Source organism: Pseudomonas sp. HOU2, assembly GCF_040729435.1.
Taxonomy (GTDB): domain Bacteria; phylum Pseudomonadota; class Gammaproteobacteria; order Pseudomonadales; family Pseudomonadaceae; genus Aquipseudomonas.
This window is the reverse complement of record NZ_CP160398.1, coordinates 4230739-4254467: the sequence shown is the minus strand read 5'-3', so window position 1 is coordinate 4254467 and position 23729 is coordinate 4230739. Positions and strand designations below refer to the sequence as shown.

The following is a 23729-nucleotide window of genomic DNA, read 5'->3' as shown; positions in this document are numbered from 1 at the left end:
AAATGTCGCGGCAAGCTCGAAAAAACAAGGAAATCCCGGGTTGAAACTCAGTGATATCGCGCGGTTGGCCGGAGTGTCCGTGACCACCGCCAGCTACGTCATCAACGGCAAGGCCGAACAGCAACGCATCAGCAACGCCACGGTCGAGCGGGTGCGTGCGGTCGTCGAACAACACGGCTTCACGCCCAACCCGCAGGCGGCCGGGTTGCGCAGTCGGCACACACGCACGTTGGGCTTTATTCTGCCGGATCTGGAAAACCCCAGTTACGCGCGGATCGCCAAACTGCTGGAGCAAGGTGCGCGGGCGCGGGGCTATCAGTTGCTGATCGCCAGCTCCGACGATGCGCCGGACAGCGAGCGCCAGTTGCTGCAACTGTTCAAGGCGCGCCGCTGCGATGCGCTGATCGTCGCCAGTTGCCTGCCGGCCGCTGACGACAGCTATCGCCAGTTGCAGGCCAAGGGCTTGCCGATCATCGCCATCGACCGGGTCATGGAGCCGGAGCACTTCTGCTCGGTGATCAGTGACGACCGCGAGGCCAGCCTGCACCTGACCCAGAGCCTGCTCGACCCGCAGCCGAAACAGATCGTGCTGCTCGGCGCGCGTCCGGAGCTGAGCATCAGTCAGGAACGTGCTGCCGGCTTCAAGCAGGCACTGGCCGACTTCAAAGGCGAAGTGCTGATCGAGCACGCCGAGTCCTTCAGCCGTGAATGCGGCAAGCAACTGATGGAAGAACTCCTGCAACGACTGGGGCATTTGCCGGATGCGCTGGTGACCACGTCCTACGTGCTGTTGCAGGGCGTGTTCGATGCGCTGCATGACTTCCCGCTCAAATCCCGTCCGCTGCGCCTGGGCACCTTTGGTGACACGCAGTTGCTGGACTTTCTGCCGCTGCCGGTCAACGCCATGGCCCAGCAGCACCAGTTGATCGCCGACAAGGCCCTGGAGCTGGCGCTGGCTGCGGTTGAGCAATCCGAATACAAGCCTGGCGTGCAGGCCATCGCGCGGACCTTCAAGCAGCGTATTCACCGGGACTGAGCCGTGGAGTTGATCGACAGCCACACCCACCTCGACTTCCCCGACTTCGACGCCGATCGCTCAGCGTTGCTCGCCGAAAGCCGCGCCCTCGGGGTGCGGCGGATGGTGGTGCTGGGAGTGTATGAAGGTAATTGGCAGCGGGTGTGGGATCTGGTGCAGAGCGATGCGGATCTGTACGCAGCATTTGGTCTGCACCCGGTGTACCTCGATCAGCATCAACCCGAAGACCTGCGCGCACTCGGCGAATGGCTGACGCGGCTGCGCGGCCATCGGCAACTGTGTGCGGTGGGCGAAATCGGCCTGGATTACTTCATCGAAACCCTCGACCGCGAACGCCAGCAGGCGCTGTTCGAGGCGCAGTTGCAGCTGGCGGCGGACTTCGATCTGCCGGCACTGATCCACGTGCGTCGCAGCCACGCGGCGGCGATCGCCACACTCAAACGCTTCAAGCTCAAACGCGCCGGGATCATCCACGCCTTCGCCGGCAGCCGCGAAGAGGCCCGCGAATACATCAAGCTCGGTTTCAAACTGGGGCTGGGCGGCGCGCCAACCTGGCCGCAGGCGTTGCGCATGCATCGGGTGCTGGCGGATCTGCCGCTGGATTCGATCGTTCTCGAGACCGACTCACCGGACATGGCGCCGGCGATGTTCCCCGGCGTACGCAATACACCGGCGCACCTGCCGGCGATCTGCGCGGCGCTGGCTCAATTGATGAAAATCAGTCCCGAGCAACTGGCCGTCTCAAGCACCGCCAACAGCTGCGCAGTGTTCGGTTGGTAACAATCTCTGTAGGAGCTGCGGCACGCTGCGATCTTTTGCTCCTGGCCCTTGAAACAAGATCAAAAGATCGCAGCCTCGTTTCACTCGGCAGCGCCTACAGGCAGCTCCTACCGTCAGTTCGCGTGGGCCTTGGCTGCGTCGAGGATCAGGGTCATGTGCTGGCGGTGGTGAACAAAGCGCAGCAGCGCGAAGTACGCGAAAAGCACGATCAGTGACGCGTTCAGTTGCTCAGTCACGCTGAGCAGGCCGATCCATTCCATGACCAACGCCACCAGCAGCGCAGTGCACACGGTGACCGATGCGCTGAAGCGCAACAATCCCAGTGAATCGAGGGATTTTAAGCGTTTGATCTGTCTGGGGCAGCGCAACTCCAGCGCTTTCTGGCAGTGTGCGCAGGTGAACGGTTCGTTGATTGCGATGGCGTTGAGTTGCCAGGGTTTGAGTACCTGTAGGGTCTGGCAATGAGCACAACGGCCCTGGATTCCCAGGGTTGCAACGGACATGAGCGGCCTCCTCGACGCAATCAGCGGAACTCGGATACTGGCTCATTAATGACGAAAAGCCAGCCGCCGGAAGAAAACAGGAATTGGCTTACAAGCGTAAGTATCAATGCATTACAAAATGTTCTGATATTTCCACGCCCCTCTGTAGGATCGAAGCCTGTGGTGAGGGGATTTATCCCCGATGGGCTGCGCAGCAGTCCCTCATCACTGACTGGGTATTGGGGACGCTTCGCGTCCCATCGGGGATAAATCCCCTCGCCACAGGTTTCTGAAAAGGGGTGGCGCGGCCGGCTTCAGACGCGGAACGCGCTGATCAGTTGCTTGAGTTCCACCACCTGCGCTGACAGTGCCCGGCTGGCGTCCTCCGTCTGGTGCGCCCCTTGGGCCGTGCGCTCGCCAGCGCGGTTGATCTCGACGATGTTCTGGTCGATGTCATGGGCCACGGCGGTCTGCTGCTCCACGGCGGCGGCGATCTGCTGGTTCTGATCGACGATCATGCCGACCGCGCCGAGGATGTTTTCCAGCGCCTGCTGGACCTTTTCCGACTGCCCGACCGTGCCGTTGGCCATCTGATGGCTGACGCCCATGGCTTTCACCGCCGCGCCGACGCCGCCATGCAGCTTGGCGATCATCTGCTCGATTTCTTCGGTCGATTGCTGGGTGCGCTTGGCCAACGTTCGCACTTCGTCCGCCACCACCGCAAATCCCCGGCCCTGCTCACCGGCCCGGGCCGCTTCGATGGCGGCATTGAGCGCCAGCAGGTTGGTCTGCTCGGCAATGCTTTTGATCACTTCCAGCACGCGGCTGATCGACTGGCTGTCGCTGGCCAACTGGTTGATCACCAGCACCGATTGATCGATCTCGCTGGCCAGCGCGGCAATGCTGCCCTGCTGCGACTCCACCAGCGTGCGGCCGCTGACGGTTTCATCGTTGACGCTGTGCGCGCTGCTCACCGCTGCCGCCGCGCTGCGTGCAACTTCCAGCGAGGTCGCCGACATCTGGTTCATCGCGGTCGCCACTTGCTCGATCTGCGTACGCTGCCCGGCCACCGCCTGATTGCTTTGCGCCGAGACAGTTTCCACCTGCCCGGCCTGGCGCTCGACCTCAGCCACGGTCTGCCCGACTCGCTCGATCAGGTCATGGATTTTCCGCACGGTGCCGTTGAATACCTCACCCAGCTCACCCAGCTCATCGCGGCTGTTGGCTTTGAAGTTGACCGTCATGTCACCGGCCGCGACCTTGTCCATCATCGCGCCCAGACGCTTGAGCGTGGTGCGGGTCGAGGCGTAAAAACCACCGTAGAGATAGAAAATCAGCACGAATACCACCGACAGCGCCACAGCCTGCAACACCATGTGCGTGCGGTTCTGTGCCAGCCGCTGTTGCAATTGGGTATCGAGGAATTTCAGGGTCGCGTCGTTGAGCTGGTAAGTCTTGTCCATCAGCCCGGTGACCTGGTCGTAGAACGCTTGCCACGGCGTATCGAGAGTCTCGGCCACCACGACTTTCTTTTCGAACAGCTCGCTGGCCTGTTTGAGCGAGGTTTTGCTGGTGTCGGCCTGAGCACTGAGGCCGGCGCGCGCGGCCTGGCTGGAGTCGAGGGCGTCTGCCAGTTTCAGCGCGTATTCGGCCTGGAGCTTTTCGATCTGCGCCAGCAACTCGTCGAACCGGGTACTCGACGAGCTGTTCAGAAAACCTTGGCCCAGTGAATAAGCACCAATGGCCCGGCCCTCGCCGAGGGTCTGGGTTACCGCAGGGGTGATATTGGTGAGCAGTTCGCTGAGCTGGCGGATATCACTTTGATTGTCTCGGCTCAGACCGGCCTGACTGGCGATAATCTGGCTGAAAATCTGCGCGTTGCCGAGCAGTTTGCCGATCATCCCGCTCTTGCTTTGCAGGGAGCTTTCCGCTTGCTGGGCCTTGAACGCGCTGAGCATTTCATCGCGTTTGCCGTCGAACAACTTGATCTGCTCGGGATCGTCAGTCATTGCCTGCAGACCTTGCAGACGCGCCAGCACGGTTTGTTCCAGACCGCTGATCTGCGCTTCGAGGTTGTCGGCCTTGCCGGACTGCCCGATGACGACGTTGATCTGCACCAGATTGTTCAGCGTTTCCAGATCCCGGCGCAGACTCAGGCTGCTGCCCAACAGATCGAGGCTCTGCAATTCGACCCGGGTGCCCTGGAATTCGCGATAGGAATCGCGCACCAGATAGAAATTGGTCACCAGCATCGGCACCAAGAACAGCACGCTGATCAGGCTGAACTTCATGCCGAAGCTCAGACGGTTCATCAGCGAGACGGCGGGATAGAGCAAGCTCTTCACTGGAAGTCTCCCTTGGTTTTTCTTGTTTTTATTGGCAGGCGCGGGGCGACAGCAGATAGCCACTATCGGGCGCTGTCTCTGTATAGCTCAAATCGGGGAGAGGTTTTGTAACTTAAGGTTAACGACTGTCTGGGGCAGATCGCTCACCCTGTGGCGAGGGAGCTTGCTCCCGCTCGGCTGCGCAGCAGACGCAAATCGCTTGGACGCGTTGTTTATGATGAACAGCGAGGGCGGCTTCGCCACCCAGCGGGAGCAAGCTCCCTCGCCACAATGAATTTCACCGAGGGTTCAGTGAATCAAGACTGTCCACAAGGCAAACCCGGCATACCACAGCACCGCCGCGCGCAGCAGCAGTTCCCACAGGCAATCGAGGGTGTTGATGCCTTCAGGCCCGACCACCGGCGGCGGGATCTCACCCGCTGCCAGCCCGACCTTGTTGATCAGGTGTGCGGCGCTGATGTTCCAGTTCAGCAGTTCGTGCAACATCACCCGGCTGACCGCAACGAAGTTGCCGACCAGTGCAAGGCTGGCAGCCAGCAGGCGCACCGGCAACCAGTCAAAGGCGTGACGTAACTGGCCGGCACGTTCGGCGAGCGCCGGGTTCTGGCTGTGCTCTTCAGCCAATGCGAGCAAGCGATAAGCCAGCGCCGCCACCGGACCGAGCACGAAGTACCAGAAGATCACCGCGAAGAAACTTTGATAGGCCTGCCACAACAGGTGCCCTTGGACCCGATCCAGCAATTGCTCACCACTGTCGGCGCAGATATCCAGATCACGCTTGGCCACATGCGCGGCCGCTTGCAGGTCTTCACGGCGCCAGGCGTCACGAAACGGCCCGAGGCCACCGAGCAAATCACCACGCCCCAGCGCATAAATTACCACCAGCAAATGCACCGGCAGCGCCAGCAAGCCGTAAGCGACGGGTTCCAGTACCACCAGCAACAAGGCGAGCAGCGCCACCGGCAGCAACACCAGAATCGTCAGCACCAGCCATGGTCGCTGGGCCAGGCGCGCGCTGGTTTCGAGTTTGTGCAGTTCGCGGATCCATCCGCCATCGCGTTGAACCCGATGGCGCAGGGCCGAGAATTTCTCGATCCAGACCGCCAGCAGTAACACCAGAAAACTCATTGTCCTTCCTCTTGTGCCAGGGCTGCGCGGTAACGCGCCCAGTCAAATGCCGGGCCAGGATCGGTCTTGCGCCCGGGTGCGATGTCGCTGTGCCCGCAGATACGGGCGCCGGTGATAGCCGGAAATGCTGTTTGCAGCTGACGCGTCAGTGTGATCAACGCCTGATACTGCGCATCGGTAAAGGGCAGATCATCGGTGCCTTCGAGCTCGATGCCCACGGAAAAATCGTTACAGGTTTCCCGGCCTTCGAACATCGACACGCCAGCATGCCACGCCCGCTCGAGACAGGAGACAAACTGGGTGACGCTGCCGTCACGTTCGATCAGAAAATGCGCCGAGACGCGCAGGTCGGCAATCCCTGCAAAATAGGGATGCTCGGTGACATCCAGACGGTTCTGGAAAAATTCCTGCACCTTGCCGGTGGCGAACTGCGCCGGCGGCAGGCTGATGTTGTGGATCACCAACAGGGAGATTTCGCCCGCAGGGCGTTCATTGAAGTTGGGCGATGGGCAGACCTGCACCCCGTGACACCACCCGCTAGCGGGATCCAACTGCATACCGATTCCTTCAGCGCCGACTGTGTTGGCGCCCAGTATGCCGTGATCGGCCCCCGGCGCGCGATCACTTGCCGCGATTGAGTCGTCGCAGATTGCCCAGTACCGACTCCAGCGCCCGATCGAACAGCAAGGTGTCGTCCAGCGCGCGCACCGCGCCACGGCGGAACTCCAGGGCCAGCTCGACGCGGCTGCGCTCCAGCACTTTCATCCCGGTGCGGTCGACGAACACGTATTTGCCGGTGGCTTCGATGATGGCTGCCAGCTTGCAGCGCAGGCTGTGCTCGTCGTCTTCCTGGAACGCCACCCAACTGCCCAGGCGCAATTGCTCCACCTGTCGCAACCCGGCGTCGTCATGGGCAAGGCCTGTCGGATTCAGGCTGCCTGAGCTCTCGTCGGCGGATCGCAGGGTAATGTGCTGCGACACCTCGACCAGCGTCGCTGGGTCGGCCGGTTCCTGCCCGGCAGCAGGGTCGAGTGCCCGCACATGCAGCGCTTCCAGCTCGCTAAAAAACTCGCTGGTGGCAAACGGATCGAACGCTGCACTGCTCAGGCCGTCACGCAGTGACTTGAGCAGGCCTGGCACCAGTGCCAGCAAACGCAGGCCGGCGTCCGCCTCGTCGTGACGCTGCACGCTCCAGATCAATTGTTCCATGGTCTGCACATCGGCCTGCCACTCAGCGCAGTGGTCGCCATGTTTGAGGCACGTCAGCAGCAGCACTTTGCTCCACGCATCACGTACAAAGGTCACTACCGACGGCGGCAGGACTTTGCCCAACAGCGCCTGATTCAAGGCTTGCTCGACGCGCTGGCGGGCCAGTTCGGTTTTCGCCCGCCCCTCTTCGGCATCGCGCAGACGCTGCTCGAGCAATTCGCTGCGCCGCCGCTCATCGCTGGTGAAGGCCAGGAAATCGGCGAGCAACTCGGAGAAAATTGCCGGGTCGTCGACGAAATCACTCAACAGGCGCTGCACCACTTGTTCAATGCGCAGATACAGGCTGTCACGCGCCTCGCCATTGCAATCGCCCCAGCCCATGGCGGCATCGGCGATTTCATTGAGCAGGCGCCGCGCCGGGTGACTGCTGCGGCTGAAGAAGCTCTTGTCGAGCACGGCCACCTTGAGCATCGGGATCTGCAATCGGGCGATCAACGCCTTGAGCGAATCCGGCAGATTACGGTCTTCGAGGATGCAATCGAAGACCATGGCGATCAGGTTGATCACGTCTTCATCCGCGCCGTCGACAATGCGCGATTTGCCGCTCCTGACGCTGACCCTCGTCAGCAGCTGCTCAAGCTGATTGCGCAGATCGAAATCGTCCTGCGCCGCCAGCGCCGGGACGTATTGCTGCAAGTGCGAGAGCAGGCGCAGCAGATCGCGGGTGCTGATCGGTTGCGCCGCCGCACTCGGTTCCAGGGTCGGCGCGACGCTGCCGCGCACGTGCAGCAGCAATTCCTGCAACGCGGCGAAGACTTCCTGCACGCTTTCGTCGGCGGGCGCGGGTTCGTCACGTTCTTCACTGCTGATGCTTGCTGCCGCACGCTCGATTGCGCGGCGTGCGGGGGCCGGTTTCAACTCAGGCAACACGCCAGTGGCGACCAGCAATTGATTGGCTTCGGCATACAACTGCTCGGTATCGGCCAGCACGTAGCGTTCGAACAGCTTGAGCAGGATCAGCTTGACCTTGATCTCCACGCCCAGGTTACGTCCGGCCTGCATAAAAAACTCGCAGAGCATCGCCGGGCCGAGCGGGTTGTGTTGGTTGTCGAAATCCTTGCCCAGCAACACGTTGAGCCGCGCGGTCAGTTGATCGAGGGCAAAGCCGTCACGCTTGAGCACCCGGCCGACCATGGTTTCGACCGCCACGCTGCGCTCCATGTCATCGGTACGCGGTGCCGAATCCTCGAATATCAGCGTGCCGGGCAATGTAGGTTGTGCGACTTCGTATTGAATCAGCGCGACGAAGGCTTCGAAGAATTGTTCGAGAAAACCCCGTTCGATGTTTTTGCGCTTGAGGCGCAGGTCACGCATGGCTTCGAAAAAGATGTTCTGTTCGACGTCATTGCGCGCCCGGTCAGCCATTTCGAACAGGGTGTCGTCGGCGTTATCAAACAGCTCCTGCAAGCCGTGACGCAGTTGCTGGGCGGCCTTGTCGCGGACCTGAAGCAGAATCACAGGCAGGCGGGCGAGCGGCGAGTGATTCGCCTGATCGGTAGCGGCCTTGTGCAAAGGCACTACATTCCCGTCGTTGTGCATCCAAGCCTCCTGAAACGGTGATTCCACTGGGCATTTACCGCGCAATTCCCTGTGGGAGCGAGCAAGCCCGCTCCCACATCAGCGTCAAAGCTATGACGTCAAACGCAAGGCGGATTATCTTGCAAAACTTGTCCCCGGCGCTATAGCCGTCAGGGTTTCCCCTATGCACGCGACACCTTCCAGTGACCACGAAAAACCGCGCTTTGCTCACAGAAAATCGACCAGTTGCAGTCTGGCACGCGCGTTCTCGCCTTGGGTTGGCTCCTGCCATGCCCCTATAATCGGCGCACTTAGTTTGTGGAGCCCGTTATGCCGAATTTACGTCTCGCCGATTTGACCGCCGAAATCGAAGCCAACGTGCGCCGTGCGTTGCTCGAAGATGTCGGCAGCGGCGACATCACCGCACAACTGATCCCGGCCGAACGTCTGGCCAAAGCCACCATCATCACCCGCGACGACGCCGTTATCTGTGGCACGGCGTGGGTCGATACGGTGTTTCGCCAGCTCGATCCGCGCGTCGCGGTGCATTGGCAGGTGCGGGACGGCGAACGGGTCAAACCCAATCAGCCGCTGTTTCATCTGGAAGGCCCGGCCCGTTCGTTGCTGACTGGTGAACGCAGCGCGCTGAACTTCCTGCAACTGCTGTCCGGCGTGGCAACGCGTGCGCAGTATCTGGCGGACTTCGTGGCGCAGACTCAGGTCAAGCTGCTGGATACCCGCAAGACCCTGCCGGGCCTGCGTCTGGCGCAGAAATACGCAGTGACCTGCGGTGGTTGCCACAACCACCGCATCGGCCTCTACGACGCGTTTCTGATCAAGGAAAACCACATCGCTGCCAGCGGCGGCATCGCGCAGGCCATCGCCGCCGCGCACAAGATCGCACCGGGCAAACCAGTGGAAGTCGAAGTGGAGAGCCTGGAGGAGCTGAAGGAGGCGCTGGCAGCCGGCGCCGACATCATCATGCTCGACGAGTTGAGCCTGGACGACATGCGCGAAGCCGTGCGTCTGAACGGCGGCAAGGCGAAGCTGGAAGCCAGCGGCGGCATCAACGAAAGCACGCTGTTGCCGATCGCCGAGACCGGGGTGGATTACATCTCGATCGGTGCGATGACCAAGGATGTGAAGGCAGTGGATCTGTCGATGCGTCTCAGCCTCTGAGACCGTCACACAATAAAAAACGCCAGCCCGGTTGAGGCTGGCGTTTTTGTTTCAGACCACCAGATTGTTCATCTCGCAGTACTCTTCCCAGTCGACACCCAATACTTCGGCCGCCTCTTTGTGCAGCTCCAGACGCTTGGCCTCGAACTCCTCCGGGGTGCTGGTGTACTTGAGCGTCAGCTCCCACGGCTGCAAGCCCTGGGCTTCGGCTTCGTCCTCGAACGCCCACTGGATCTGGTCTTTCTGATCATCAGGGCTCAGGTCCTTGATCTCTTCTTTCAAGTCCGGTACGTCCAGAATGTACTTTGCCAGCGCTTGTTCGTGTCGTTGCTCTTGAGTTAATTCGGTCATGGCGTTCTCGCTGATCGTAAGAATGGAGGATGGATCTGGATCATCAAGGATCTCTCTGACGCGGATTGTCCGGCCTTCGGAACCATTCGGGATCATCTGAAAACTGCTAAGCGATGCTCATGCAGGCACCGAATATAGGACGTTTGCATGACGAATTACACGGCTCTTTACATCTCTCGCACAAAAAGTTGACCTGCGGAACATAAATACGGTTTTCGAGTCATAGCGATGTGCCATAACGGCACTCACCCTCGCTGTCCACAAGGAAAAACCGTGATGCGCAGCTTTTCGAAGATTTGTACCGTTGCGTCTGCCAGTACCCTGCTCGCCGCCATGCTGTTGCCGGCCAGCGCCATGGCGCTTGAATTGAGCAACAGCAGCTCATCCTATGGCGACAAGGTTTCGCTGATTCACAATGACTACGGCAAGAATGTTGTGATCGAAAGCGATATCAGCATCGACGAACTGCAAAAGATCCGCGATACCGTCCGCGATCAGTCACGCCAGATTGAAGAACTCAAACGCAGCAGCGGTTCGAGTTCGAACTCCAGCAGCAAGGAAATCGATGACCTGAAGAGCAAGGTCAAGGATCAGGAACGGCAACTGGACACCCTCGGACGCCAGGTCGAAGACCTCAAGCGCAACAGCGGCTCAAGCTCGAATTCCGCCAGCAGCGAGATTTCCAGCCTGAAGCAGAAAATCAATGATCAGGATCGCGCCATGGATCAGCTCAAACGTACCGTCGAGGATCTGAGCCGCAAGGTGAAATAATTTTTGCCCGAGACAGGAATCGAACCTGCGACCTTCGCGTTACGAGTGCGCTGCTCTACCGGCTGAGCTACACGGGCGGTGGGCTAAACCTAGCACCGGTCTCGGGCGGCGGCAAATTTGAGCGTGTTTCTACTGATCATAACTTGTGGCGAGGGAGCTTGCTCCCGCTGGGTTGCGCAGCGACCCCAAGCTATCTGAGGCTGATGTTTTTACGGCTGCTGCGCAGCCGAGCGGGAGCAAGCTCCCTCGCCACAAATGCGTTTATGGCAGACAAAAAAATGCCCCGCCGTTTTCACGGCGGGGCATTTTCATTGCGCTAAAGCTGTGGGGTGATTAAACGCCCGAAGCCTTGGCTGCTGCCACGTCTTTGATGGACAGCTTGATACGGCCGCGGTTGTCCACGTCCAGTACCAGCACTTCCACTTCCTGGCCTTCTTTCAGGATGTCGGTGACTTTTTCTACGCGAGCGTCGCTCAGCATCGAGATGTGTACCAGACCGTCCTTGCCCGGCAGGATGTTGACGAATGCGCCGAAGTCGACGATGCGTTCAACCTTGCCGACGTAGATCTTGCCGATCTCAGCTTCTGCAGTGATGCTCAGAACGCGCTGACGAGCAGCTTCTGCGGCATCCTTGGTTTCGCCGAAGATCTTGATCGAACCGTCGTCTTCGATGTCGATCGAAGCCTTGGTTTCTTCGCAGATCGCACGGATGGTCGCGCCACCTTTACCGATAACGTCACGGATCTTGTCGGTGTCGATCTTCATCGCGATCATGGTCGGAGCGTTGGCCGACAGTTCGGTACGCGACTGGCCGATGATCTGGTTCATCTGGCCGAGGATGTTCAGGCGCGCTTCCAGGGCCTGGCCCAGAGCGATTTCCATGATCTCTTCGGTGATGCCCTTGATCTTGATGTCCATCTGCAGCGCAGTAACGCCTTTGGCGGTACCGGCTACCTTGAAGTCCATGTCGCCCAGGTGGTCTTCGTCACCCAGGATGTCGGTCAGGACGGCGAATTTCTCGCCTTCTTTAACCAGACCCATGGCGATACCGGCAACCGGCGCCTTCATTGGAACACCAGCGTCCATCAGGGCCAGGGAAGCGCCGCAAACGGAAGCCATCGAGCTCGAACCGTTGGACTCGGTGATTTCCGAAACCACACGGATGGTGTACGGGAACACGTCAGCGGCCGGCAGCATGGCCGAAACCGAACGACGGGCCAGACGGCCGTGACCGATTTCACGACGACCAGCGCCACCCATGCGACCACACTCGCCCACCGAGAACGGAGGGAAGTTGTAGTGCAGCATGAACGGGTCTTTTTTCTCGCCTTCCAGGGTGTCCAGCAGCTGTGCGTCACGGGCAGTACCCAGCGTCGCGACTACCAGAGCCTGGGTTTCACCACGGGTGAACAGCGCCGAACCGTGAGTCTTCGGCAGAACGCCGACTTCGATGTTCAGCGGACGTACGGTGCGGGTGTCTCGGCCGTCGATACGTGGCTTGCCGTTAACGATGTTTTCGCGAACGGTGCGGTATTCGATTTCGCCGAAAGCGGCTTTGACGTCGGCAGCCGAAGGTTGGCCTTCTTCGCCGGACAGCTTGGCAACGACCTGGTCTTTCAGCTCGCCCAGACGTGCGTAGCGGTCAGCCTTGACGGTGATGGTGTAAGCCTGGGAGATCGCTTCGCCGAACTCGGCACGGATCGCGCCCAGCAGTTCGGTGGCTTCTGGAGCAGGCGCCCAGGTCCAGGTTGGCTTGGCAGCTTCAGCGGCCAGTTCTTTGACGGCGTTGATCACCACCTGGAACTCGTCGTGAGCGAACAGTACCGCGCCCAGCATCTGGTCTTCGGTCAGCTCTTTGGCTTCCGATTCAACCATCAGTACGGCGTCGGAAGTACCGGCAACCACCATGTCCAGGCTCGAGGCAGCTTGCTGCTCGTAGGTCGGGTTCAGCAGGTAGCCGGTGCTTTCGTGGAAAGCGACGCGAGCGGCGCCGATCGGGCCGTCGAACGGAATGCCCGAAATGGCCAGGGCAGCCGAGGTACCGATCATCGCAGCGATGTCCGGATCGGTCTTCTTGCTGGTGGAAACGACGGTGCAGACAACCTGCACTTCGTTCATGAAGCCTTCCGGGAACAGCGGACGGATCGGACGGTCGATCAGTCGGGAAGTCAGGGTTTCTTTCTCGGAAGGACGGCCTTCACGCTTGAAGAAACCGCCAGGGATCTTACCGGCAGCGTAAGTCTTTTCCTGGTAGTGAACGGACAGAGGGAAGAAGCCCTTGCCTGGATCGGCTTGCTTGGCACCGACTACGGTCACCAATACGCTGACGTCGTCGTCAACGGTGACCAATACTGCGCCGGAGGCCTGACGGGCGATACGGCCGGTCTCGAGGGTAACGGTCGACTGACCGAACTGGAATTTTTTGATTACCGGGTTCACGGTGTCCTACCTTCTTTGTGGCTCTTGGGGGAACTGGTTTCTTGCGAAATTCTTGGGCAATGTCGGGAATCGGCCCGCTGACTGTCCGGGTAAAACGGTAGTGCAGATAAAACTTGAGGCTGGGAGCCTGCCAGCCACCAGCGGAAAACCGCTGATGCCTGACAGACAACCAACCTCATAGCGCAATCGCTGATTAGCGACGCAGACCCAGGCGGCCGATCAGAGCGCTGTAACGGCTCAGATCTTTGCCTTTCAGGTAGTCCAGCAGCTTGCGACGCTGGTTTACCATGCGGATCAGACCACGACGGGAGTGGTGGTCTTTACCGTTGGCCTTGAAGTGACCTTGCAGTTTGTTGATGTTGGCGGTCAGCAGTGCAACTTGCACTTCTGGCGAACCAGTATCACCAACAGCTTGCTGGTAGTCGGCAACGATTTGAGCTTTTTCTTGAACGTCGAGAGCCATGAGGCAATCCTTTTATCAGGAAACTGTTTCAAAAACAGTTTCAACAGGCCAGGGACAAATCCCTGTATCTATAAATGAGTAGTGACCGTGCCTGTTAACAGCCACACTCGTTCGGTCATTCTGACCGAATCAGTCGACGCGGCGCGATGCGCCCGTCTTCGCTCACTTCACCAATACCGATGAAGCGACCATTGTGATCCTGTACCCGTACCATGCCGAACTTCGGAGCATCCGGGGCACGTACCGGCTGGCCGTTGAGCCAGTAGAACGCACTCGCTTCGGAGAAGTGCAGCAGCGGCCAATCCTGCAGGCCGCTGTCCGATGGCATCAGGAAGCGGTCGACCGCTTCGTTGCCGCCTTCGGCATGTACCGCTTCCAGCTCTTCGAGGGTCACTGTCTGCGCCAGGGTGAAAGGCCCGGCCTGGGTACGACGCAGTTCTGCGACGTACGCACCACAACCGAGTTGCTCACCGATATCCTCCACCAGGGTGCGGATATAGGTGCCCTTGCTGCAATCCACCGCAAGACGCGCAGTATCGCCTTCGAAGGCCAGCAATTCCAAGCGCGCAATAGTAACAGAACGCGGTTCGCGCTCCACTACTTCGCCTGCACGGGCCAGCTTGTACAGCGGCTGACCGTCACGCTTGAGTGCCGAGTACATCGGCGGTATCTGACTGATTTGCCCACGAAATTTCGGCAGAACCGCTTCGACATCGGCGCGACCAACGGTCACCGGACGCTGCTGCAAAACCTCACCCTCGGCGTCCGCCGTGGTAGTGGTCTTGCCCAGTTGCGCCAGGGTTTCGTAACCCTTGTCGGAATCGAGCAGGTATTGCGAGAACTTCGTTGCTTCGCCAAAGCACAACGGCAACACACCGGTGGCCAGCGGGTCGAGACTGCCGGTGTGACCGGCCTTCTCGGCGTTGAGCAACCAGCGAACCTTCTGCAACGCGGCGTTGGAGGTGAACCCCAGCGGCTTGTCGAGCAGGATGATACCGCTGACGTTACGACGGATACGTTTGACCTGAGCCACCGAATTACTCCTTGGTGTCTTCAGGTGCAGCGGCCAGGTGCTGATTGTCCTCAGCCACGGCGCGCTCGATCAGGGCCGACAGATGCGCGCCACGCACGACGCTTTCGTCGTAGTGGAAGTGCAATTGCGGCACGCTGCGCAGCTTCATTTCACGGGCCAGCTGCATGCGCAGGAAACCTGCGGCAGCGTTGAGCACCTTGATGCTTTGCGCGATGTCTTCAGCGTTGTCCTGCCCCATCACGGTGATGAAGATCTTCGCGTGACCGACGTCACGGCTGACTTCCACTGCGGTAATGGTGACCAGACCAACTCGCGGGTCTTTGACTTCACGACGGATCAGTTGGGCCAGCTCACGCTGCATCTGATCGCCGATACGTTGGGTACGGCTGTATTCTTTTGCCATGATTTTGTTACCTGTTACTGCCCCACGGTGAAACCCGCAAGGTCTGAAAGCGGCAAACGCCCGGCCTGACAAAAGCCAGACCGGGCGTTGCGTTTAGAGTCCTGACGCCGTGGCGCGCATCTGCATGCGGCGGCTCGGCGTGGCCCTTGAAGTGCGCGAGTCAGAGGCTGCGAGCAACCTGAACCTTCTCGAAGACTTCGATCTTGTCACCGACTTTGACGTCGTTGTAGCTCTTCACGCCGATACCGCATTCCATGCCGGCACGTACTTCGGAAGCGTCATCCTTGAAGCGGCGCAGGGATTCCAGCTCGCCTTCGAAGATAACGATGTCTTCACGCAGTACACGGATCGGACGGTTACGGTGCACAACACCTTCGATCACCATGCAACCGGCGATCGCGCCAAACTTCGGCGAACGGAACACGTCACGCACTTCGGCCACGCCCAGGATGTTCTCGCGAACATCGCTGCCGAGCATGCCGGTCAGGGCTTTCTTGACGTCTTCGATGATGTCGTAGATCACGTTGTAGTAACGCATGTCCAGACCTTCCTGCTCGACGATCTTCCGTGCGCCAGCATCGGCACGCACGTTGAAGCCGAACAGTACAGCGTTGGAAGCCAGTGCCAGGTTGGCGTCGGATTCGGTGATACCACCGACACCGCCACCGACTACGCGCACTTGCACTTCGTCGTTGCCCAGGCCGTTCAGAGCGCCCTGCAAAGCTTCCAGCGAACCACGGACGTCGGATTTGAGGACGATGTTGAGCGTCTTCTTCTCTTCCTGGCCCATGTTTTCGAAGATGTTTTCCAGCTTGCCGGCGTGAGCGCGAGCCAGTTTGACTTCGCGGAACTTGCCTTGACGGAACAGAGCCACTTCACGGGCTTTCTTCTCGTCGGCAACCACGCTCATCTCGTCGCCAGCGTCCGGCGTACCGTCAAGACCCAGGATCTCGACCGGAATGGCCGGACCTGCTTCCTTGATCGGCTTGCCGTTCTCGTCGAGCATGGCGCGCACGCGGCCATAGTTCGAGCCGACCAGCACCATGTCGCCTTGACGCAGCGTACCGTCCTGAACCAGAACAGTGGCTACCGGGCCACGGCCCTTGTCCAGACGCGATTCGACGACTACACCACGGCCAGGAGCCGATGGCGTGGCGGTCAGTTCGAGCACTTCAGCCTGCAGCAGAACGGCTTCGAGCAGTTCGTCAACGCCGGTACCCATTTTCGCCGAAACCGGTACGAATGGAGTGTCGCCGCCCCACTCTTCGGAAGTCACGCCGTGAACCGACAGTTCGCTGCGGATGCGATCGAGGTCAGCACCCGGCTTGTCGATCTTGTTCACCGCAACCACCAGAGGAACGCCAGCCGCCTGAGCGTGCTGAACAGCCTCGATGGTTTGCGGCATCACGCCGTCGTCCGCCGCAACCACCAGGATCACGATGTCGGTCGCCTTGGCACCACGGGCACGCATTGCGGTAAACGCAGCGTGACCAGGGGTGTCGAGGAAAGTCACCATGCCACGGTCGGTTTCAACGTGGTACGCACCGATGTGCTGAGTGATACCGCCGGCTTCGCCCGCGGCTACCTTGGCACGACGGATGTAGTCGAGCAGGGAAGTCTTACCGTGGTCAACGTGGCCCATGACGGTCACGACGGGTGCACGGGAAACTGCCTCACCTTCAAACTTCAGGGACTCGGCCAGGGAATCTTCCAGGGCGGTGTCACTGACCAGGGTCACTTTGTGGCCCAGCTCTTCAGCTACCAGTTGAGCAGTTTCCTGATCGAGTACCTGGTTGATGGTCGCTGGAGTGCCCAGTTTGAACATGAACTTGATGATTTCAGCAGCCTTGACCGACATCTGCTGGGCGAGATCGCCAACAGTGATGGTCTCGCCGATCTTCACTTCACGCACGACAGGACCGGTAGGGTTCTGGAAACCGTGAGCGTTGCGTTTCTTCAGCTTGGCCTTGCCGCGACCACCACGACGGAAGCCATCGCTTTCTTCGTCGGTAGTGCGTGGCGCCACACGTGGAGCCGGCGCTTTTTCTTTGACCGATGCGCGATGCGGAGCGTTTTTGCGCTCGCCATCGCCACCACCGCGACGATTGTTATCGTCGGCACGTGGTTTGTCCGGACGGCGCTGTTCGTCACGCTTGCGAGTATCGGCAGCTGGCGCAGCAGCAACCGGCGCGGCGTCGCGCACAGGTTCCGCAACTGGCGCAGGTGCTGCAACAGCTTCGGCGGGAGCGGACGGCGCAGCAGCAGGCTGGCGACGCGCTTCTTCTTCAGCGCGCTGCTTGGCTTCTTCTTCAGCCTTCTGACGAGCAGCATTTTCTACTGCGCGACGCTCTTCCAGTTCACGCTTGCGCTCGGCTTCGATTTCTTCCGGGCTACGCTGTACGAAAACTTTCTTTTTGCGAACTTCAACGCTGATGCTCTTGCTACCAGCCACACGCAGGGTGCTGGTGGTTTTACGCTGCAGCGTGATCTTGCGTGGTTCTTCCACTTTCGCCTTGTGGCTGCTCTTCAAGTGAGTCAGCAGGGATTGCTTCTCACTGTCAGTCACATTTTCTTCGGCGGCGGTGTGCGGCAGACCTGCCTCACGCATCTGCTGCAACAGGCGCTCTACCGGTGTTTTGACCTCATCGGCCAGTTGTTTCACCGTGACTTGCGTCATGCACTTCTCTCCTCAGGCCGCGCCTAATTACTCGAACCAGTGGGCTCGGGCGGCCATGATCAACTTGCCGGCACGATCATCGTCAATGCCGTCGATGTCGAGCAGGTCGTCAATAGACTGCTCGGCCAGGTCTTCGCGGGTAATTACGCCGCGCACCGCCAGTTCCATCGCCAAATCCTTGTCCATACCCTCAAGCGAGAGCAGGTCTTCGGCCGGATGGGCGTCTGCCAGCTTTTCCTCAGTAGCGATGGCTTTGGTCAACAAACGATCCTTGGCACGAGCGCGAAGCTCGTTGACGATATCTTCGTCAAAGCCGTCGATGTTGAGCATTTCTTCCAACGGTACGTAGGCAATCTCTTCCAGGCTGGTAAAGCCTTCATCTACCAGCACCTGAGCCAGTTCTTCGTCGACTTCCAGCTCGTCGATGAAGTTGCGCAGGATGTCGCCGGTTTCTGCTTGCTGCTTAGCCTGGATGTCCGATTCGGTCATCACGTTCAGGGTCCAGCCAGTCAACTGGCTCGCCAGACGCACGTTCTGACCACCCCGACCGATGGCCTGAGCCAGATTGTCTGCGCCAACGGCGATGTCCATTGCATGGGCATCTTCGTCAACGATAATGGCCGCCACTTCTGCCGGCGACATGGCATTGATCACGAACTGCGCCGGGTTATCGTCCCACAGGACGATGTCGACACGCTCGCCACCCAACTCGCCCGACACGGCCTGGACGCGCGAACCGCGCATACCGATGCACGCGCCCTGCGGGTCGATGCGTTTGTCCTTGGAACGGACAGCGATCTTGGCACGCGAACCCGGATCACGGGACGCCGCCATGACTTCGATCAGGCCTTCAGCGATTTCCGGCACTTCGATACGGAACAGCTCGATCAGCATTTCCGGCGCGGTACGCGACAGGATCAGCTGCGGACCGCGGTTCTCGGTGCGGATTTCCTTGAGCAGTGCACGCAGGCGCACACCGACACGGAAGGTTTCGCGAGGAATGATGTCTTCACGGGCCAGCAACGCTTCCGCGTTATTGCCCAGATCGACGATCACGTTGTCGCGAGTGACTTTCTTCACGGTGCCGGAGATGATTTCTCCCAGGCGCTCGCGATAGGCGTCGACCACTTGAGCGCGCTCGGCTTCACGCACTTTCTGCACGATGACCTGTTTGGCGGTCTGTGCAGCAATGCGGCCGAACTCGATGGATTCGATCTTTTCTTCGACGACGTCGCCGACCTTGGCGCCCGGATGCGTTTCGGCAACCTTGCTTGGCCAGGTTTCGATCGCAGGATCGTCGAGATCATTCTCTTCGACGACCGTCCAGCGACGGAAAGTCTCGTAGGAACCGGTGTGGCGGTTGATTTCCACACGCAGGTCAACTTCGTCTTCAAAACGCTTTTTGGTAGCAGTGGCCAGAGCCAGCTCCAGCGCTTCAAAAATCACGCTTGCCGGTACGCCCTTTTCATTGGATACCGACTCAACAACCAGCAGTACTTCTTTGCTCATCGTACGCCTCGCCTTTCGCAAGCCATTGGATCCGCGGGATCCGCGTCTCAGTCAAAACTGGGAATAATGTTGGCCTTGTCGATCATATCGATCGGCAACAGGAATTCATGGTCTTCTACCTGCACCACGACATCCTGTTCTTCTACACCGCGCAGAAGGCCCTGAAAGTTGCGTCGACCTTCAAAAGGCGAGCGCAGCTTGATCTTCACTTGTTCACCGGCAAATTTTGCAAACTGCTCAAGAGTGAACAGTGGGCGTTCCATGCCAGGCGAGGAAACTTCGAGGGTGTATTCAACGGAGATCGGATCTTCAACATCCAGAACACCGCTGATCTGACGGCTGACAATGGCGCAATCGTCCACCAGCACGCCACCCTCTTTATCGATATAAACGCGCAACATCGAGTGACGACCCTGAGCCGAAAACTCGATACCCCAGCATTCATAGCCTAGGGCCACGACCACCGGGGCCAACAAGGCCTGCAACTCTTCTAGCTTGCTCGACACCTGAACCCCCTCGTGCATGTAAATGCATGCGCTGCAAAATAAAAAAATGGGCGAAACGCCCATCCTTGAAACGCCGTCGAACATCGGCGTAGAAAGTGTCCAGCTAACAAAAAGCCCCTGAAAAGGGGCTCCTTAAACTGGTTGCGGGGGCCGGATTTGAACCGACGACCTTCGGGTTATGAGCCCGACGAGCTACCAGACTGCTCCACCCCGCGACAAAGCTGGGGCGGAAGTATACGACCGATCCCTTATAGGGTCAATGTAACCTTCCACCTGCAAGAAAGCCCGCAACAGCGGGCTCTCCTGACTAATTGGTACCGAGAAGGGGACTCGAACCCCTACACCCTATGGGCACAACCACCTCAAGGTTGCGTGTCTACCAATTCCACCACCTCGGCAAAACTACGTTTGAAACCCTTCTTACTTCTGCTCTTGAGCTGGAGGTACGTCAGTCGCTGGAGTAGCCGACTTTTGCTCTTGAAGCACCGGGACATCATCAGAAGCCGGTTGTTGCTGCTTAGGTACTTCCAACACTGCTGGATCTGGCAAACCTGCTTGAGTCAGCTGATGAGCCTTCTCTTTAGCAAAGTAACCTAACCCCAAGCTGGTTATGAAGAAACCGGCGGCAAGTATAGCAGTAAACTTACTAAGAAAGGTAGAGGAACCTTGGCTTCCGAACACAGTATTTGAAGCACCTGCTCCGAAAGACGCGCCAGCGTCCGCACCCTTACCCTGCTGCAGCAAAACCAGAGCAACTACGCCCAATGCACCCAGCAGATGAAAAACGACTACGACTGTTTCCAGCATTTTTTCAGTTTCCCGCGGCGCGACAAATCGCACCGAACTCATCTGCATTCAGGGAAGCTCCACCAATGAGCCCCCCATCGATATCCGGCATGCCGAACAGTTCGACCGCATTGGCCGCCTTCACGCTGCCGCCGTATAGAAGCCGCACACCTCGTGCGACTTCAGAATTCTCTGCCGCCAACTGCTCGCGAATGGCTTTATGCACATCCTGAGCCTGTTGCGGCGTTGCAGTCAGTCCGGTACCAATGGCCCAGACAGGCTCGTAAGCAATGACTGCCTTGGCAAAGGCACCAACACCCAGCTCCTCGATGATGCTGCCCAGCTGACGCCCGACAATCTCAAGAGTTTTTCCGGCTTCGCGCTGCTCGAGGGTCTCCCCTACACACAACACCGGAATCAAGCCACATGCCTGTGCCGCTGCGAACTTGCGATTCAGCATCCCGTCTCGCTCGCCCATTATCTGGCGGCGTTCGGAGTGCCCGACAAGCACCAGGGAACAACCTGCATCCACCAACTGACTCGGTGCAATCTCACCGGTCAATGCACCTTGCATGGATTCCACCGCAGAATTCTGCGCACCGACCGAAATCGATTTGCCTTTCAAGCCATCAATCACTTGATTGATATGCAAGCAAGGCGGGAATACCGCGACATCAACACCGCTTGGCAAGGCCAGATGACGAAGGCCGTTGATCAGCTCAGCGACGCTGGCGCGGGTACCGTGCATCTTCCAGTTACCAGCTACCATAGGGCGACGCATGCTGTACCTCGTCGGTCAAAGTGGGCGCAGATGTTACCCAACACAATCATGACTGGCAAGCCGAATCAGGCAGAAACTTCACTTACCAGTTTTGCCAGTTCCTCGGCATAGGTACGAACCTGAGTTTCATCCTCACCTTCGACCATCACGCGCACCAAAGGCTCTGTACCGGACTTGCGCAGAAGTACCCGCCCACGCCCGGCCATTGCCTGGGTGACACGCGCACTGGCTTCCTTGACAGCCGGATGCTCAAGCGGACTTTCACCGCCCCCAAAACGCACATTGATCAGCACCTGAGGGCACTTGCGCAAGGCCTGACGCGTTTGCGCCAACCCTTCGTTTCGGGTTTTAAGCGCCATCAGCACCTGCAACGCTGCAATGATCGCATCACCCGTGGTGGTGTGATTGAAGCAGACGATATGCCCCGAGTTCTCACCACCGACCAGCCAGTTACGCTCGAGCAGCTCGGCAATCACGTAACGGTCGCCTACGTTGGCGCGAATGAACGGAATCGAGAGTTCTGCCAGAGCGAGCTCCAGACCGAGGTTACTCATCAGCGTGCCGACTACGCCGCCCTGCAATTTACCGCGCCCGTGCAGATCCCGGGCAATGATGAACAGCAACTCGTCGCCATCAACGATGGCCCCCGTATGATCAACCATCAGCACCCGATCACCGTCACCGTCAAAGGCGATACCCAGATCAGCATGCTCAGCGAGAACGGCGGCTTGCAGCTGACCCATATGGGTCGAACCGCAATTATCATTGATGTTCAGACCATTGGGTTGAGCCGAGAGCACGACCACTTCCGCACCCAACTCACGAAAAACACTTGGAGCAACCTTGTAGGTCGCACCGTGTGCACAGTCGATAACGATCTTCAAACCGGAAAAACTGGTACCGGTCGGCACACTGCTTTTACAGAATTCGATGTAGCGGCCGGAGGCGTCGTTGATGCGCGACACCTTGCCGATCTTGCTCGACTCGACAACAGTCATCGGAGTATCGAGCAGCTCTTCGATCATCAGCTCCAGCTCATCAGGCAGCTTGGTGCCCTTGCCGGAGAAAAACTTGATGCCGTTATCGTCATGCGGGTTGTGCGAAGCACTGATCACGATCCCCGCCTCGGCCTGGAACGTGCGCGCCAGATAGGCAATCGCCGGCGTCGGCATCGGACCGAGCAACATCACATCGGCGCCCGCCGATGTCAGGCCTGCTTCAAGCGCCGATTCGAACATGTAGCCAGAAATGCGCGTGTCCTTGCCGACCAGCACCTTGCAGGCGCCCATCTTGCGAAAGGCCATACCCGCCGCCCAGCCGAGCTTGAGCATGAAGTCAGGAGTGATCGGATATTCACCGACACGACCACGAATACCGTCAGTACCAAAGTATTTCTTGCTCATAAGTGCTCCATCATTCTTATTCGGCTGATTCCACGGCTGCGAGCATGCGCACCACGTCTACCGTTTCCGCCACATCATGGACACGCAAGATACGTGCGCCTTTAACCGATGCCAATGCCGCCAGTGCGAGACCGCCGTGCAGACGCTCGCCCACTGGACGATTCAGCGCCTGGCCAATCATGCTTTTGCGTGAGACACCGACCAATAGCGGACGCCCCAGAGCGTGCAGGGCTTCCATATGCTTGAACAAGCTTAGATTGTGCTGCAGGGTTTTGGCGAAGCCGAAACCGGGATCAAGAATGATCCGCTCGGCAGGAATGCCCGCCGCCGCACATTGAGCCATTCGTTCCGCCAGAAACTCACCCACTTCCCGGGTAACGTCCTGATAATGCGGATTGTCCTGCATGTCACCCGGCTCACCGAGCATGTGCATCAGACAGACCGGCAATCCGGTCGCGGCTGCGGCATCCAAGGCGCCATCGCGGCGCAGCGAACGCACATCATTGATCAACCCGGCACCCAGGCGCGCCGTTTCACGCATCACCGCAGGTGTCGAAGTATCAACCGAGATGACCACATCCAGCTCGCGATTGATGAGCTCCACGATCGGAGCTACGCGCTCCAACTCCTCCAGCGGTGAGACCGCCCGCGCGCCAGGCCGGGTCGATTCGCCACCGACGTCGATCAACGTCGCGCCTGCAACCACCATGGCTTCGGCGTGACGCAAGGCCACGTCGAGCTGGTTGTACCGGCCGCCGTCGGAAAAAGAGTCGGGAGTGACATTGAGAATGCCCATGACATGCGTCCGGGCCAAATCAAGAACCCGGTTGCCGCAAGGCAACCGGGTCAGGGACTGTGCAGAAGTCATTT

21 protein-coding genes and 3 tRNA genes are annotated in these 23729 nt (G+C 59.2%); 4 read left to right on the top strand and 20 right to left on the bottom strand.

Annotated elements, in window-relative coordinates; all coding sequences use genetic code 11:
• Window positions 1-40: 40 nt before the first annotated feature.
• Both cra and ABV589_RS19140 read left to right on the top strand, forming a co-directional pair.
• On the top strand, window positions 41-1036 hold the full coding sequence (gene cra / locus ABV589_RS19145) for a catabolite repressor/activator (RefSeq protein ID WP_367083070.1): 996 nt from the start codon (window positions 41-43) through the stop codon (window positions 1034-1036).
• Window positions 1037-1039: 3 nt separating this feature from the next.
• A complete protein-coding gene (locus ABV589_RS19140) occupies window positions 1040-1816 on the top strand; it encodes a TatD family hydrolase (protein WP_367083069.1) in 777 nt (258 codons plus the stop codon).
• A 113-nt stretch (window positions 1817-1929) separates the two neighbouring features.
• Here the strand turns inward: ABV589_RS19140 and ABV589_RS19135 are convergent, their stop codons facing one another.
• From ABV589_RS19135 to ABV589_RS19115, 5 genes are all read right to left on the bottom strand, one after another.
• Window positions 1930-2319, bottom strand: a complete 390-nt coding sequence (locus ABV589_RS19135; RefSeq protein ID WP_367083068.1) for a hypothetical protein — start codon at window positions 2317-2319, stop codon at window positions 1930-1932.
• Between the two features lie 293 nt (window positions 2320-2612).
• Window positions 2613-4643, bottom strand: coding sequence for a methyl-accepting chemotaxis protein (locus ABV589_RS19130; RefSeq protein WP_367083066.1), 2031 nt, complete (start codon window positions 4641-4643; stop codon window positions 2613-2615).
• 288 nt (window positions 4644-4931) lie between these two features.
• The gene (ampE, locus tag ABV589_RS19125; protein ID WP_139055471.1) at window positions 4932-5771 is read right to left on the bottom strand and encodes a regulatory signaling modulator protein AmpE; all 840 of its coding nucleotides are present in this window, start codon (window positions 5769-5771) and stop codon (window positions 4932-4934) included.
• Window positions 5768-6328 carry a 1,6-anhydro-N-acetylmuramyl-L-alanine amidase AmpD gene (gene ampD, locus ABV589_RS19120; RefSeq protein WP_003221563.1) on the bottom strand — a complete coding sequence of 187 codons (561 nt, stop codon included), beginning with the start codon at window positions 6326-6328 and terminating at the stop codon, window positions 5768-5770. The genes ampE and ampD overlap by 4 nt, the downstream gene beginning before the upstream one ends.
• A 64-nt stretch (window positions 6329-6392) precedes the next feature.
• Window positions 6393-8579 carry a DUF1631 domain-containing protein gene (locus ABV589_RS19115; protein WP_367083065.1) on the bottom strand — a complete coding sequence of 729 codons (2187 nt, stop codon included), beginning with the start codon at window positions 8577-8579 and terminating at the stop codon, window positions 6393-6395.
• Window positions 8580-8888: 309 nt separating this feature from the next.
• On the opposite strand from ABV589_RS19115, the gene nadC reads away from it, so the two are divergent.
• Window positions 8889-9737 (top strand): carboxylating nicotinate-nucleotide diphosphorylase, encoded by an 849-nt coding sequence (nadC, locus tag ABV589_RS19110; RefSeq protein ID WP_121183660.1) that lies wholly within the window; start codon window positions 8889-8891, stop codon window positions 9735-9737.
• A 51-nt stretch (window positions 9738-9788) separates the two neighbouring features.
• On the opposite strand, the gene ABV589_RS19105 is transcribed toward nadC, so the two are convergent.
• On the bottom strand, window positions 9789-10088 hold the full coding sequence (locus ABV589_RS19105) for a DUF6388 family protein (RefSeq protein ID WP_007961446.1): 300 nt from the start codon (window positions 10086-10088) through the stop codon (window positions 9789-9791).
• Window positions 10089-10364: 276 nt separating this feature from the next.
• Here ABV589_RS19105 and ABV589_RS19100 point away from each other — a divergent pair, with 276 nt between their 5' ends.
• A complete protein-coding gene (locus ABV589_RS19100; RefSeq protein ID WP_007961445.1) occupies window positions 10365-10859 on the top strand; it encodes a hypothetical protein in 495 nt (164 codons plus the stop codon).
• A gap of 4 nt (window positions 10860-10863) precedes the next feature.
• On the opposite strand, the gene ABV589_RS19095 is transcribed toward ABV589_RS19100, so the two are convergent.
• The 14 genes from ABV589_RS19095 to folP form a co-directional block, all read right to left on the bottom strand.
• Window positions 10864-10936, bottom strand: a tRNA-Thr gene (locus ABV589_RS19095).
• 256 nt (window positions 10937-11192) lie between these two features.
• Complete coding sequence (gene pnp / locus ABV589_RS19090) at window positions 11193-13298, bottom strand: polyribonucleotide nucleotidyltransferase (protein WP_007961443.1); 2106 nt, start codon at window positions 13296-13298, stop codon at window positions 11193-11195.
• A gap of 193 nt (window positions 13299-13491) precedes the next feature.
• Window positions 13492-13761 carry a 30S ribosomal protein S15 gene (gene rpsO / locus ABV589_RS19085; protein ID WP_003221553.1) on the bottom strand — a complete coding sequence of 90 codons (270 nt, stop codon included), beginning with the start codon at window positions 13759-13761 and terminating at the stop codon, window positions 13492-13494.
• A 115-nt stretch (window positions 13762-13876) separates the two neighbouring features.
• The gene (truB, locus tag ABV589_RS19080) at window positions 13877-14794 is read right to left on the bottom strand and encodes a tRNA pseudouridine(55) synthase TruB (RefSeq protein ID WP_367083062.1); all 918 of its coding nucleotides are present in this window, start codon (window positions 14792-14794) and stop codon (window positions 13877-13879) included.
• A 4-nt stretch (window positions 14795-14798) separates the two neighbouring features.
• Window positions 14799-15197, bottom strand: coding sequence for a 30S ribosome-binding factor RbfA (rbfA, locus tag ABV589_RS19075; RefSeq protein ID WP_003221549.1), 399 nt, complete (start codon window positions 15195-15197; stop codon window positions 14799-14801).
• A 160-nt stretch (window positions 15198-15357) separates the two neighbouring features.
• Window positions 15358-17874 carry a translation initiation factor IF-2 gene (gene infB / locus ABV589_RS19070; protein ID WP_047597927.1) on the bottom strand — a complete coding sequence of 839 codons (2517 nt, stop codon included), beginning with the start codon at window positions 17872-17874 and terminating at the stop codon, window positions 15358-15360.
• A gap of 27 nt (window positions 17875-17901) precedes the next feature.
• Complete coding sequence (nusA, locus tag ABV589_RS19065) at window positions 17902-19383, bottom strand: transcription termination factor NusA (protein ID WP_007961436.1); 1482 nt, start codon at window positions 19381-19383, stop codon at window positions 17902-17904.
• A gap of 47 nt (window positions 19384-19430) precedes the next feature.
• A complete protein-coding gene (rimP, locus tag ABV589_RS19060) occupies window positions 19431-19889 on the bottom strand; it encodes a ribosome maturation factor RimP (protein WP_007973115.1) in 459 nt (152 codons plus the stop codon).
• A gap of 138 nt (window positions 19890-20027) precedes the next feature.
• Window positions 20028-20104, bottom strand: a tRNA-Met gene (locus tag ABV589_RS19055).
• Between the two features lie 97 nt (window positions 20105-20201).
• Window positions 20202-20287 (bottom strand) — tRNA-Leu (locus ABV589_RS19050).
• Between the two features lie 22 nt (window positions 20288-20309).
• The gene (gene secG, locus ABV589_RS19045) at window positions 20310-20696 is read right to left on the bottom strand and encodes a preprotein translocase subunit SecG (RefSeq protein ID WP_027610782.1); all 387 of its coding nucleotides are present in this window, start codon (window positions 20694-20696) and stop codon (window positions 20310-20312) included.
• Window positions 20697-20700: 4 nt separating this feature from the next.
• Entirely contained in the window at window positions 20701-21456 is a 756-nt protein-coding gene (gene tpiA, locus ABV589_RS19040) for a triose-phosphate isomerase (RefSeq protein ID WP_367083060.1), read from the bottom strand.
• A 65-nt stretch (window positions 21457-21521) separates the two neighbouring features.
• Window positions 21522-22859, bottom strand: coding sequence for a phosphoglucosamine mutase (gene glmM / locus ABV589_RS19035; protein WP_367083059.1), 1338 nt, complete (start codon window positions 22857-22859; stop codon window positions 21522-21524).
• Between the two features lie 16 nt (window positions 22860-22875).
• Window positions 22876-23727, bottom strand: coding sequence for a dihydropteroate synthase (gene folP, locus ABV589_RS19030; RefSeq protein ID WP_367083057.1), 852 nt, complete (start codon window positions 23725-23727; stop codon window positions 22876-22878).
• Between the last annotated feature and the right edge of the window lie 2 nt (window positions 23728-23729).